At 39.2% G+C, this 14,146-nt stretch carries 12 protein-coding genes and 1 tRNA gene; all 13 read left to right on the top strand.

What is annotated here, in order from left to right; translation table 11 throughout:
- Nucleotides 1-187 precede the first annotated feature (187 nt).
- The 13 genes from ACYQ21_RS12240 (at nt 188) to rfbD (ending at nt 13,846) form a co-directional block, all read left to right on the top strand.
- Nucleotides 188-261 (top strand) — tRNA-Pro (locus ACYQ21_RS12240).
- Nucleotides 262-480: 219 nt separating this feature from the next.
- Nucleotides 481-1,023 (top strand): 16S rRNA (guanine(966)-N(2))-methyltransferase RsmD, encoded by a 543-nt coding sequence (gene rsmD / locus ACYQ21_RS12235; protein WP_460058693.1) that lies wholly within the window; start codon nt 481-483, stop codon nt 1,021-1,023.
- A complete protein-coding gene (locus tag ACYQ21_RS12230) occupies nt 1,010-1,273 on the top strand; it encodes an ASCH domain-containing protein (protein WP_460058692.1) in 264 nt (87 codons plus the stop codon). The genes rsmD and ACYQ21_RS12230 overlap by 14 nt, the downstream gene beginning before the upstream one ends.
- On the top strand, nt 1,270-1,752 hold the full coding sequence (coaD, locus tag ACYQ21_RS12225; protein WP_460058691.1) for a pantetheine-phosphate adenylyltransferase: 483 nt from the start codon (nt 1,270-1,272) through the stop codon (nt 1,750-1,752). The genes ACYQ21_RS12230 and coaD overlap by 4 nt, the downstream gene beginning before the upstream one ends.
- Nucleotides 1,739-2,800, top strand: a complete 1,062-nt coding sequence (locus ACYQ21_RS12220; protein ID WP_460058690.1) for a SepM family pheromone-processing serine protease — start codon at nt 1,739-1,741, stop codon at nt 2,798-2,800. Before coaD ends, ACYQ21_RS12220 begins: the two co-directional genes overlap by 14 nt.
- Before the next feature lie 425 nt (nt 2,801-3,225).
- On the top strand, nt 3,226-5,826 hold the full coding sequence (gene adhE / locus ACYQ21_RS12215) for a bifunctional acetaldehyde-CoA/alcohol dehydrogenase (protein WP_460058689.1): 2,601 nt from the start codon (nt 3,226-3,228) through the stop codon (nt 5,824-5,826).
- A 99-nt stretch (nt 5,827-5,925) separates the two neighbouring features.
- Nucleotides 5,926-6,441, top strand: coding sequence for an NUDIX hydrolase (locus ACYQ21_RS12210; protein WP_460058688.1), 516 nt, complete (start codon nt 5,926-5,928; stop codon nt 6,439-6,441).
- 462 nt (nt 6,442-6,903) lie between these two features.
- Entirely contained in the window at nt 6,904-8,634 is a 1,731-nt protein-coding gene (gene ezrA / locus ACYQ21_RS12205) for a septation ring formation regulator EzrA (protein WP_460058687.1), read from the top strand.
- 220 nt (nt 8,635-8,854) lie between these two features.
- Entirely contained in the window at nt 8,855-9,727 is an 873-nt protein-coding gene (gene rfbA, locus ACYQ21_RS12200; RefSeq protein ID WP_460058686.1) for a glucose-1-phosphate thymidylyltransferase RfbA, read from the top strand.
- Between the two features lie 3 nt (nt 9,728-9,730).
- The gene (locus ACYQ21_RS12195) at nt 9,731-10,324 is read left to right on the top strand and encodes a dTDP-4-dehydrorhamnose 3,5-epimerase family protein (RefSeq protein WP_460058685.1); all 594 of its coding nucleotides are present in this window, start codon (nt 9,731-9,733) and stop codon (nt 10,322-10,324) included.
- A 150-nt stretch (nt 10,325-10,474) separates the two neighbouring features.
- Complete coding sequence (locus tag ACYQ21_RS12190; RefSeq protein ID WP_460058684.1) at nt 10,475-11,929, top strand: P-loop ATPase, Sll1717 family; 1,455 nt, start codon at nt 10,475-10,477, stop codon at nt 11,927-11,929.
- A gap of 16 nt (nt 11,930-11,945) precedes the next feature.
- Nucleotides 11,946-12,995, top strand: a complete 1,050-nt coding sequence (gene rfbB, locus ACYQ21_RS12185; protein WP_460058683.1) for a dTDP-glucose 4,6-dehydratase — start codon at nt 11,946-11,948, stop codon at nt 12,993-12,995.
- On the top strand, nt 12,992-13,846 hold the full coding sequence (gene rfbD / locus ACYQ21_RS12180; RefSeq protein WP_460058682.1) for a dTDP-4-dehydrorhamnose reductase: 855 nt from the start codon (nt 12,992-12,994) through the stop codon (nt 13,844-13,846). The genes rfbB and rfbD overlap by 4 nt, the downstream gene beginning before the upstream one ends.
- Nucleotides 13,847-14,146 lie beyond the last annotated feature (300 nt).

The following is a 14,146-nucleotide window of genomic DNA, read 5'->3' as shown; positions in this document are numbered from 1 at the left end:
GTGCATCAAAGTTTCGAAGTGTCAAAAGCTTGTTTTTGTAAGCGAAGAAACTTTGAAGTGAAATAGTTTGTGATTGCGTCAGCAATCCGATCGTAGTGAGCTTAACGGTGTTAAGACAAACTATTGAACATGTCACAGGATAGGTAAAAAGATATATTGGGAGACAAATTCCAATACATCAGAAGTTCGGGAAGTAGCTCAGCTTGGTAGAGTACTTGGTTTGGGACCAAGGTGTCGCAGGTTCGAATCCTGTCTTCCCGATAAATTAGAATATTGAAGACGATGGCGTAGCCAAGCTTTTAAGAGAATTAAGGATTTGCCGTAGGCGATAAACGCAGCTTGTGCGTGTAAATCCTCTATTTTCCTAAGAAGTCAGTCTGAAGTTCAACTAGATTAACGGCTGCTTTCAGTCGTTTTTTTGTATTTACGATTATTGGCCTAAATTTGTTATAATGATAAGAGATAGCTTGAGGTGATGAGATGAGAGTAGTTGCGGGACAATATGGAGGGAGGATCCTCAAAACCTTAGAGGGTAAAAATACACGACCTACCGGCGATAAAGTTAGGGCGGCTATTTTTTCTATGTTAGGACAATACTTTGACGGTGGACTTGTTTTAGATTTATATTCGGGTTCAGGTGGTCTTGCGATTGAGGCCATTTCTCGTGGATGTGATAGGGCGATTATGGTCGAAAAAGATAGGCAGGCTCAGCAAGTGATTCAAGCCAATATTGAAATGACAAAAAATAGTGAGCGCTTTAGACTGATGAAAATGACATCAGATAAAGCCATCTTATTGTTAAATGAATCTTTCGATTTAGTCTTTTTAGATCCACCCTATGCCAAAGAGCAGATTGTTAAGGATATTGAAAAACTAGAAGATAATGAGCTTTTATCGTCAGAGGTGACGATTATCTGTGAAACGGATAAATCTGTTGAACTGCCTGATAGCATTGCGAATTTTTGCCTCATCAAGCAAAAAAGTTATGGGATATCGAAAGTGAGTCTATATGAACGCAGTTGAACAAGCATTTTGGCAGAAATTTGGAGCTGAGACTAACATTGAAGCCGCATTATTGGGGTTGAACGAGTCATTTGGTGCAACAAAAGAACTGGCACGTTTAGAGGGTGGGAGCGACTTATCAATCGCTTATTGGCAAGCAGTTCATCGTGATTTTTTCAAGACGGCGTTTGCTAAAGAAAAACTGACTTATACTTATGATGAGGAGAATCTTGCTTTAATTTACGAAGAATTTGAGGTGGTTTACCAATGAAAATCGGCTTATATACAGGCACATTTGACCCCATCACCAATGGTCATTTGGACATCATCCACCGCGCTGCGAAACTTTTCGACAAACTCTATGTCGGTATTTTCAACAATGACAAAAAAAATCCCCTCTTTTCATCAACTGAGCGGGCAGGGATAATGCGCCAGCTATTGGCGGATTATGAGCACATTGAAATCATCGTTCACGAATCGGATTTAACGGTTAATGTCGCTCAAAAATTGGGCGTGACAGCGTTGGTTCGAAGTGTGAGAAATGCACAAGACCTAGACTATGAGTCAGCCATGATTTATTTTAACCATGAGATGACCGGGGTTGAGACTGTTCTGCTCGCAGCCAGTCCAACCTTACAGTATGTGAGTAGTACAAGAATGAAGGAGCTAGCACATTTTGGCGTTGATGTGTCAAAATGGGTGCCGACGCTTGTTGCACTTGAATTGGAGAAAAAATTTGATCAAAAATAGAAAATCATTTATTAATGTTCGCTGGGGCATTGTTAGTCTTGTTGGCGTTCTAGTCCTTATCGGTATGTTGCTCCCCCTGCCTTACTATGTTGAGATGCCTGGCACGACTGAAGATGTTGGCACGATGGTCAAGCTCAAGCAGACACCATTATCCCCAAAATCTGAAAAAGGATCTTTAAATTTAACGACTGTTTCGATGATGCGGGCAACGGGGGCGAGTTTGCTTTATGCTGCGGTAACGGACTTCACTGATGTTTATAGTAAAGCAGATATGATGGGGGAACAGTCGGATGCTGACTATAATCGGATGAATGCTTTTTACATGGAGAGTGCGCAAAATGCAGCCGTATATGAAGCTTTTAAACTAGCTGGTAAACCTTTTGAGTTAGAGTATAAAGGTGTTTATGTTTTAGATGTTATGGCAAAATCAACTTTTAAGGATATCTTGCATATCGCCGATACGGTAATGGGAGTCAATGGGCAAAACTTCAAGTCTTCTGAGGAGTTGGTGGATTATATCAAGTCTCAAAAGATTGGCGCTAAGATTTCGGTTCAGTATACAGATGAAGCAGGGGAGGCGAAATCTGCGGACGGTCAAACGATTAAGATATCAGATGGTAAGGCTGGGATTGGGATTGCACTGGTAGATCATACGACTGTTAAGAGTACGCCGTCTGTGACAATTGATGCGGGTGCGATTGGTGGTCCTTCGGCAGGGATGATGTTCACGCTCGACATCTATTCCCAATTGACAGGGAAAGATTTAACGCAAGGGCGGGAGATTGCTGGTACTGGAACAATTGAAAAAGATGGCATCATCGGTCGAATTGGTGGCATTGATAAAAAAGTTGCTACCGCAAGCAAAAATGGTGCCGAAATTTTTCTAGCACCTGATGATGAGATTACGAAAGAAATGAAAAAAATTGAGCCGAGTGCCAAGTCAAATTATCAAGAAGCGGTTGCTGCGGCTAAAAAATTGAAAACGAAAATGAGGATTGTGCCGGTGAAAACGGTGCAGGATGCGATTGATTATTTGGAAAAAAATTAAGAGTATTCTTGATTTTACTTCTATACAAGAGAGACATTGTTTGTCTATGAAAGTTGGTCGGAAGATTGTGAAAACAATTGCTGACTAATTTTTTTGACTATTTTGTGAAATTAATAACTTGATTTAGCAGGAGTTAAACCGTAATAAATGAATAATTTCACAAACTTTTTCACTTCACAAATTATAAATTGTTAAATATCACTTTACAAACCCTTCCAGTATGATATAATAAGAACATAAAGATAAGTTAATTATTTCACTAACTTATCTAAACCTAATCGGAACTACTATTTTAGGCATGATACTGAAGGCATTACAACTTTTATAGAAAAATAAGAGGGGTGTCATCAACAGGCTTTGCTTGTTTTGGCAAAATCTTATTGACCATAGAGTAAGCCCGAAGTTCAAATTTAAGGAGAAAAAAGATGGCTACAAAGACTGTAGGAAAAACTGAAACATTTGATGTTGCTGGCATGATTGATGAGCTTGCAATTAAAGGAGCGAAAGCCCTCAAAGGTCTTGAGAAATTAAATCAAGAGCAAATCGACCATATCGTGCATGAAATGAGCATGGCGGCGCTTGACAAACATATGCCACTGGCTAAATTAGCTGTGGAAGAAACTGGTCGCGGTATCTATGAAGATAAAGCCATCAAAAATATGTATGCCTCTGAATACATTTGGAATGCTATCAAAGATAACAAAACAGTTGGTGTTATCAATGAAGATAAAGAAGCGGGTATCGTTGAAATTGCTGAACCAGTCGGCGTTATTTGTGGTGTGACACCAACAACTAACCCAACATCAACAACCATTTTCAAATCTATGATTGCCATTAAAACACGTAATCCAATCATCTTTGCTTTCCATCCGTCAGCACAAGAATCTTCTGCAGCAGCAGCACAAATCGTCTTGGAAGCCGCAGTTGCAGCTGGTGCGCCTGAAAACTGTATCCAATGGGTAACCAAACCGTCAATTGAAGCGACTGGTTTTTTGATGAATCACCCAACGATCGCAACAGTTTTAGCAACTGGTGGTGCTGCTATGGTTAAATCAGCTTACTCAACTGGCAAACCAGCACTTGGTGTAGGTCCTGGTAATACACCTGCTTACATTACAAAAGATGCTAAAATCAAACGTGCCGTAAATGACTTGTTCCTTTCAAAAACATTTGACAATGGGATGATTTGTGCGTCTGAGCAAGCCATTATCGTTGATAACGAAGTTTACAACGACGTTAAAGCTGAATTCTTGGCACACAATGCTTACATCGTGTCATCTAAAGCTGAATTAGCTAAATTGCAAGCAGCTGTGATGTTGCCTGATGGTCATGCGGTAAACCCTAAAATCGTAGGTTTTTCAGCTAAATACATTGCTGAATTAGCAGGGATTAAAGTACCAGCTGAAACAAAATTACTCATTGCTGAAATCGGTGGCGTTGGTGCTGACTTCCCGTTGTCACGTGAAAAATTATCACCAGTCTTGGCAATGGTTAAAGCTAACTCAACTGAAGAAGGTCTTGACCTTTGTGAAGCAATGCTTGACCTTGGTGGTCTTGGTCATACGGCTGTTATCCACACAGAAGACGAAGACTTGCAAATCCAGTTTGGTATTCGCATGAAAGCTTGTCGTATCCTTGTGAATACGCCAGCAGCTGAAGGTGGTATTGGTAATATTTACAACGAAATGTTGCCGTCATTGACACTTGGTTGTGGGTCATACGGTCATAACTCAGTGTCACATAACGTATCAGCAGTAGATTTGATTAACGTTAAAACGCTTGCTAAACGGAGAAATAATATGCAATGGTTCAAATTGCCACCAAAAGTTTACTTTGAAAAAAATTCAATCACTTACTTGCAACAAATTAAAGCTGAACGTGTCATGCTTGTTTGTGACCCGGGTATGGTTCAATTTGGCTATGCTGACCTTGTCCGTAAACAACTTGAAAAGAACCCTAACGACCCACGTGTTGAAGTCTTCTCAGATGTCGAACCTAACCCGTCTACCAACACAGTTTATAAAGGTCTTGAAGTTTTCAATAGCTTCCAACCAGATGTCGTCATCGCGCTTGGTGGTGGTTCAGCAATGGATGCGGCGAAAGGGATGTGGATGTTCTTCGAGCACCCAGATACATCATTCTTCGGTGCGAAACAAAAATTCCTTGATATTCGTAAACGTGCTTATAAGATTGAATACGCTGAAAAAGCAACTTTCATCTGTATTCCAACAACATCTGGTACAGGTTCAGAAGTGACACCATTTGCGGTTATCACTGACTCAGAAGACCATACAAAATATCCATTGGCTGACTATGCTTTGACACCAGATGTGGCCATCATTGACCCACAACTCGTGATGTCAGTGCCAGCTAGCGTGACAGCTGATACAGGGATGGATGTCTTGACACACGCGATTGAATCATATGTGTCAGTGATGGCATCTGACTATACACGTGGTCTGTCATTACAAGCGATTAAGATTGTCTTTGAACATCTTGAAAACTCAGTTAAAACTGGTAACGCTGAAGCGCGTGAAAAAATGCACAATGCCTCTACAATGGCTGGTATGGCCTTTGCCAATGCCTTCCTCGGTATTACGCACTCAATCGCCCACAAAGTCGGTGGTGCTTGGAACATTCCTCACGGTCGTACAAATGCGATTTTGCTCCCACATGTTATCCGTTACAATGCCAAAGATCCTCAAAAACATGCGATGTTCCCTAAATATGACTTCTTCCGTGCGGACAGTGATTATGCTGACATCGCGCGCTTCCTAGGTCTTAAAGGTAAGACAACTGCTGAGTTGGTTGAAGCACTTGCAGCTGCTGTTTATAATCTTGGTGTGGCAACTGGTATCGACATGAACTGGAAAGCACAAGGCTTGACGAAGAAACAAATGGAAGCAGAAATTGATCACTTGGCTGAAAAAGCTTACGAAGACCAATGTACAACTGCTAATCCAAAAGAACCTTTAATCTCTGAATTGAAAGGGATTATCGAAATCGCTTATGACTATAAAGCCTAAGTGATATGATATTAAGAACTTACAGACACTTGTTTGTAAGTTTTTTTGTGCTTGATTGATGTTAATATGGTATACTATTGGCAAATGAGGGGGATATGAATGGAAAGATTTGATATTTATGATGACACTCGCAAGCTGACAGAACGCACTGCAGTACGAGGTCAGGAGCTTAAGGCAGATGACTATCGGTTGATTGTTCATGTCAGTATAATGAATTCAAAAAATCAACTCTTGATCCAGAAACGTCAGCCACATAAGCAGGCATGGCCGGGGTTCTGGGATATTAGTGTAGGCGGTGGCGCATTGGCTGGTGAGACTAGCAAGGAAGCTGCGATGCGTGAAGTTTTTGAAGAATTAGGACTGCGGTTAGATTTGTCTGAAGTAGCGCCTAGTTTTATGGTTAAGTTCCCAAATGGTTTTGCGGATGAGTATATTATCTATCAGGATGTTGATTTAACAACGCTACATTTGCAGACAGCAGAAGTTCAGGCTGTTAAATGGGCGAGCTATGATGAGGTGATGGCAATGGTTGATCAGGGGACGTTCTTCCCTTACCAAGAACCGATGCTCGCTTTGATTTTTAGCTTTTCTAAAATGGAAGAAAAACATGATTAAAATGAAAAAGCAAGAATTGATGACCATGCGATAATTTAGTGACTTGGTCAAGAGAACCTAAACAAAAGTTTCAGTCAATCGTGCTTTGTGGTCGTCTTGTCAAAACCTGCCAATCAAATTTTTGTGGTCTATGTGGCTGGTGAGACAGATGGTTACAGTCATGTTCAGGATTATGGCGACCTAGGCCATCCCTTGGCATGTTTCAAAATATGATGGGGTATTGGTTGAAAAACGATGTTAACTAGCATGCTCTGTGTTAGTGATGTTCAAGGTAATTTTATAGATTAAGGAAAATCAGATATACTTAATCAGTGCTACTGATAAATAGAATTTTTAAATTTACATTTACTTTACCTTCCGGTGTATTTTTTTGCTTAAATGTGGTATAATGAAACACGGAATTTATAAATTCGAACATATGATTTAAATGTATTAATGACCCGTGATGGAGAGTAAAAAAGAATGCCAAACAGTATCATAATCGCAATCGTCGCCTTACTTATAATCGTCGTTGTTTTCTATGTGGTGTCAATGGTGCTACGCAAAAAAACAGAAGATCGGATTATCACGCTTGAAGAGCGTAAAGAAGATTTGTTTGACTTGCCAGTACAGGAAGAGATTGACGCTGTCAAAAAATTGCATCTGGTTGGGCAAAGTCAGACGGTTTTTCGTGAATGGAATCAAAAATGGATTGATTTATCGTCAAATTCTTTTGCAGATTTAGAAAATCATATTTTTGAAGCGGAACAGTTGAATGATTCTTTCAGATTTATTCGGGCGCGTGAATCTGTAGATGCCTCTGAAAGCCAAATCGAGCTGATGGAACAAGATGTTCAGTCGATTCGTGGGGGGATTTCTGAATTAACGAAACAAGAAACGATTAATTCATCTAAAATTCAGGATTCCTTGGACTTATATGATGCCTTGCGGGCTGAAATTACGGATAATGCGGGAAGATACGGCGTTGCGCTTCGTGAACTTGAAGCTCAGTTAGATAATATCGAAACTGAGTTTAGCCAATTTGTTGATTTGAATTCAACAGGTGACCCGATTGAGGCATCTGAAGTTTTGGAGACGGCTGAAGAACACACGATTGCGCTTGGTGCCATTGCAGATCGAATTCCAACTATTGTTGAAGAGATGACTGTCAAATATCCAAAACAACTGGAAGAATTAGCACAAGGCTATCAAGAATTTTTAGCACAGGATTTCAAATTACCAGAAACCGTTAAGGTAGAAGAGCGCTTGCAGGAAGTTCGTGACGATTTGAAACAAACGTCTCTTTTTGTCGAGCACTTTGAATTAGATCGTGCTGATGCACAATTGGAACAAATCCAGTTAAATTTAGATGGTCTTTATGAAATTTTTGAGACGGAATACAAGGCACGTCGTGATGTTGCGAAAAATGCTAGTATCCTTAAGGAGTACATTTCGCATACACGGTCAAACAATAAAAACCTTCTCTTGGAGATTGACCATGTTTCTCAAGCCTATGTTTTAACCGGTAACGAGATGGGGATGATTCGTGGCTATCAAGAACAGTTGGAGCAGTTAGAAGATGGCGCTGATGAATTGCTGGATGTGGTGCAAGAAAATGCTCAACCTTATAGCTTGCTTGGTAAGGAAGTTGATACCATTATCTCAACACTTGATGATATTGAGAAAAATCAACTGAAAATTAGTAACGATTTACAAGCTTTACGTCAGCAAGAAAAGGCGGCGCAAGATGCAGCCGATGCTTTTGATCGTGAAATTAGAAATTTGAAACGTTATGTTGAAAAGCGTAATTTACCAGGTTTACCAAAAGTTTACTTGGATAAATTTTTTGCGACATCAGAACGCGTCCAAGCTTTATATAAAGAATTAAATAAAGTGAAAGTGAATATTGATGGTGTCAATCATTTGGTTGATGTGACAACGGAAGATTTGTCGAATCTAAAAGATGCAACGGATGAAATGGTGGACAAGGCACGTTTGGCGGAAGATTTAATGCAATATGCCAATCGTTACAAAACAACGAATGAAATGGTTGCCAAGAGCATTGCGCGGGCGTTTCAATTATTTGAACGCGATCGCAATTATGCCGCATCCTACGAAGAAATTTCAGTCGCATTGGACATAGTAGAGCCGGGTGCAAGTGAACGCATTTCAAATGTTTACCATAATACTAAGACGATACCAGACTATCGATAAGTCAGAACTCGCGAAATGCGAGTTTTTTGCTTGTCTTGCTATGATTTAAATGAGGAATTGGCACATCTAATGTTAAATGTGATATAATTATAGGGAATGACATTCAAGCGCAAATGTAATATGCCGTCAGATGGATATGCTGTTCTGTCTCAAATAGTAGAGATAAAAACAGATACGTTTGAGCTTAAAAAGATAAAGAGAAAAAGAAAAGAGGCTTTTCATGACAAAAGGTATTATTTTAGCAGGTGGTTCAGGGACACGTTTGTATCCCTTGACGCGTGCGGCAAGTAAACAATTGATGCCAATCTATGATAAACCGATGATTTATTACCCACTTTCAACTTTGATGTTAGCTGGCATCAAAGAAATTCTGATTATCTCAACACCACAAGATTTGCCTCGTTTTGAAGAATTATTGGGCGATGGTAGCGAGTTCGGTATTTCTTTGAGCTATGCGGTACAACCTAGTCCTGATGGTTTGGCACAAGCCTTTATTATCGGTGCTGATTTCATTGGTGATGATAATGTTGCCTTGATTCTTGGCGATAATATCTACTATGGTCCTGGTATGTCAAAAATGTTAGGTCGTGCTGCGGCTAAAGCAAAAGGCGCGACAGTCTTTGGTTATCAAGTCAAAGATCCAGAACGCTTCGGTGTCGTTGAATTTGACGAAAATATGCGTGCTGTTTCAGTAGAAGAAAAACCTGAACAGCCAAAATCAAACTATGCTATTACAGGGCTTTATTTCTATGACAATGATGTCGTTGAAATTGCTAAAAATATCAAACCATCACCGCGTGGCGAACTTGAAATCACAGACGTAAATGATGCCTATCTCAAACGTGGCGATTTGGATGTTGAAGTGATGGGTCGTGGTTTTGCTTGGCTAGATACAGGCACGCATGAGTCACTTCTTGAAGCGGCACAATATATCGAAACTGTACAACGTATGCAAAACGTTCAAGTGGCTAACCTTGAAGAAATTGCTTATCGTATGGGCTATATCACACGTGAACAAGTCATTGAATTGGCACAGTCGTTGAAGAAAAACGAATATGGTCAATACTTGTTAAGACTTGTGGAGGCTGACTAATCCATGACTGAGAACTTTTTTGAAAAGCAATTAGCTGCGCGTGAAATCGCTGAAATTCCCGGTATGTTAGAGTTTGATATTCCAGTTCATGGTGATAACCGTGGGTGGTTTAAAGAAAACTTCCAAAAGGAAAAAATGGTACCGTTAGGTTTTCCCGAAAGCTTTTTCGCTGAAGGTAAACTCCAAAATAATGTGTCATTTTCTCGAAAAAATGTTTTACGTGGTTTACACGCTGAACCTTGGGATAAGTATATTTCGGTTGCGGACAATGGTCGTGTGCTTGGCGCATGGGTTGATTTACGTGAGGGCGAAAGTTTTGGTAATGTTTACCAAACAGAAATTGATGCCAGTAAAGGCATCTTCGTCCCTCGTGGGGTTGCCAATGGTTTCCAAGTGTTGAGCGATGTTGTGTCTTATAGCTATCTTGTGAACGATTACTGGGCACTTGAACTCAAACCTAAGTATGCCTTTGTCAACTATGCTGATCCAACGCTAGGTATCAAATGGGAAGATGTTGCTAACGCTGAAGTAAGTGAAGCGGACAAAAATCATCCCTTGCTTAAAGATGTAACGGCTTTGACTGCTGATTTGCTGTAAAAGTATAATATAGTTGGAGTTTTGTTGTGTTAAATATATATGAGTTCAAAAAATGTAAAACTTCTTCTCAAAATTATTGAAAGTGAAAATCAAACGAGTTAGAAGATAATAAAAACGATAATTTTATTTCTGTAGAAAGAAGATATTAGATTGAATAAAAAAGGTTTAAAAAGGACGGCAGAGGCAACTTTTGATGAAATAATCAATAATTGGAGTGTGGAAGCTACAAAGGAGCATGAAGATTATTTTTATAATGTTAAAGAAGTTAACGAGATTAAAGAGGGGGCGAAGTCTTTTGTAATTGGCAGGAAAGGATGTGGAAAATCAGCAATTGCAAAAAATTTAGTAAATTCTGATGGAAATGGAGTCTTTTCCGAGAAGCTTAGTTTCAAAAATTTCCCATTCAATATTCTATATTCTTTAGAAAATGTAAAAGAATATACAAAGCCTAATCAATTTGTATCTATTTGGAAATATTTAATATATTCTGTTGTTTGTAAACAATTGATTAAAAATGATAATGTAGAAAGTACAGTCCGAAAAAAACTAGAAAAAATTTATTATGATTCATCCGTATCACAAGAACAATTAAGTAAGATGCTAGACCGTTGGACAAATAAAAATTTTAGTTTTCAATTAGGTGGGTTTGGCTTTGGAAGAGAACGAGAACTGCAAGAATCTCAAATTTCGTGGTTGGAAGCGATTGATATTCTAGAAAATATTATATTAGAACATGGAGGGAATGAGAAATACTTTATCGTTTTTGATGAATTGGACGAAGACTATAGAAATTTTGAAACTAAAAAAGAAGAAGAAGATTATAAATCAATGTTGACTAGCCTGTTTAAAGCTGTTCAAGATATACGTTCCATTTTTGATGTAAAGAATCAGAAAATATATCCTGTTGTATTTCTTCGGAGCGATATTTATTCTCGGATAAAGCATTCAGATAAAAATAAATGGCGTGAGGATTTAATTAGCCTAAGATGGGATGGTGAATCTATAAAAAGAATGTTAGCGCATCGTCTTTGTATCGCTTCTCATCAGAAAAATTTGGATTTTGATACTGTGTTTTACCAATTGTTTTCTAAAGAGAAAGTTAATATGGGGAATATGCAGCAAAAAGAGATGGAGATTTTTAATTATATTGAGCGTAGTACGGAGATGAGACCTCGTGATTTTATCCAATATGTAATTGAGTGTGGCAAATTAGTTAAAAAAGAGAACAAAAGACAAATCACTCCGAAAATGGTAAAAAAAGCAGATGAAGAATTTTCTGAGTATCTGAAATCGGAAACTATTGACGAACTTTATCCGCTTATTGATGATGTTGATGAGATATTAGGATTATTGTCGATTGTCAGAAAACAGACATTTAAGTTTGCTGAATTTGCTGAAGCATATAGGGATTATAAAAAAGATGATCCAAAAGATCAAGAAATAAGTGATATTCTATTAAAATTCTTTGAAGCAGGAGTAATAGGGAACCAACCGTCAATGCGTGGGCAAGCTGTGTTTAGTTTTTCAAAAAATAATCCAAGATTTAACTATAGAGAAAATATGCGGGTGCATAGAGGTCTTTATAAGGCTTTGCAAATATATTGACAGATGGAGAAGAACAATGACTGAATTAAAAAAAATAATCGTAACAGGTGGCGCGGGTTTTATCGGCTCGAACTTTGTACACTATGTGTATAATAACCACCCTGAAATTGAAAAAATTATCGTTTTAGATAAATTGACTTATGCTGGCAACAAAGCCAACATTGCTGAGATTCTTGGTGATCGTGTTGAGCTTGTCGTTGGCGATATCGCCGACGCTGATTTGGTTGATAAATTGGCAGCGCAAGTAGACGCTATTGTCCACTACGCAGCTGAGTCACACAATGATAATTCACTTAAATCTCAAGATGAGTTTATCCATACTAACTTCATTGGGACTTATACGTTAATTCAAGCGGCGCGTAAATATGATTTGCGTTTCCACCATGTCTCAACGGATGAAGTCTATGGTGATTTACCTTACCGTGAAGATTTACCAGGTCATGGCGAAGGTGAAGGGGAGAAATTTACAGACCGTACCCCTTACAACCCTAGCTCACCTTATTCTTCTACAAAAGCAGCTAGTGACTTAATCGTTCGCGCATGGGTCCGCTCATTCGGTCTTAAAGCAACGATTTCTAACTGTTCAAACAACTATGGACCGTACCAACATATCGAGAAATTTATCCCACGTCAAATTACCAATATCTTGGCGGGTATCCGTCCAAAACTTTATGGTGATGGTAAAAATGTCCGTGACTGGATCCACACGGAAGACCATTCTTCAGGTGTTTGGACGATCCTTACAAAAGGTGTGATCGGTGAAACTTATCTGATCGGTGCTGACGGCGAAAAGAACAACAAAGAAGTCTTGGAAGAAATCTTGACTGAAATGGGTCAAGAGGCGACGGCATATGACCGCGTGACGGATCGTGCTGGCCATGACTTGCGCTATGCAATCGACAATACGAAACTTCGCACAGAGCACGGTTGGGCGCCTAAGCATACTGACTTCGAGTCTGGCTTGAAAGAGACAATCAAGTGGTATACCGACAACAAAGACTGGTGGGAAGCTGAAAAAGCCGCTGTTGAAGCCAACTATGCTAAGTCACAAGAGGTACTTAAATGATTTTAATTACTGGGGCAAATGGTCAACTGGGTACTGAGTTACGTTATCTATTAGATGAACGTGATGTAGACTACGTCGCAACGGATGTGGCGCAGCTTGATATTACAAATGCTGAGCAAGTAAATAAAGTTTTCGCAGAAGTCAAACCGACCTTAGTCTATCATTGTGCCGCTTATACAGCTGTTGACAAGGCTGAAGATGAAGGTAAAGCGCTTGACTATGCGATTAATGTCACAGGGACGGAAAATATCGCTAAGGCAGCAGCAGCACACGAGGCAACACTTGTTTATATCTCAACTGACTATGTTTTTGATGGTCAAAAACCAGTTGGTGAAGAGTGGGAAGTGGATGATGTACCAGATCCACAAACAGAGTATGGCCGCACCAAACGTCTGGGTGAAGAACTTGTTGAGAAATACGCTAAAAAATTCTATATTATTCGGACAGCTTGGGTATTTGGTAATTATGGGGCGAATTTCGTCTTTACCATGCAAAAACTAGCTGAAACACATGATAGCTTAAACGTAGTTAATGATCAACATGGTCGCCCAACATGGACGCGGACTTTGGCTGAATTCATGGCATATTTAACGGATAACCGTAAGGATTTTGGTTACTATCATTTGTCAAATGACGCAACGGAAGATGTGACTTGGTATGATTTTGCTGTTGAAATCTTAAAAGAGACAAATGTGACAGTTAAGCTAGTTGATTCAAGTCAATTCCCAGCTAAAGCAAAACGCCCGCTTAATTCAACGATGAGTTTAACGAAAGCTAAAGCAACAGGTTTTGTCATTCCAACATGGCAAGATGCTTTACAAGAATTTTATCGTCAGGAAAAACCTGAATAATTTTTAAAAAAGTATGCGATTAGGCATGCTTTTTTGATGGTCTGTTTTAGATGTTGGACAATTTGATTATCTGAGGTGATGTCACCAGTAGTTTCTAAAGTTCTCTATCTGTTAGAAAAATCAGCAACCATTTGCAAGGCGAGAATGGTAGATGTGCGTTTTGTAACCCACGATCGTTTCATAAACTTTTTATTACGTCAGTCAATATCTTCTCATTCACCAAGCATTGCAATAGATTCTGCTTGACACTACCCCTTTTATTTACTTGTTTCAAATAAGTACGATGAGCTAAAATAGCGA

It is taken from the genome of Pseudolactococcus yaeyamensis (assembly GCF_054658615.1).
This window is presented reverse-complemented; position numbering and strand designations above follow the sequence as displayed.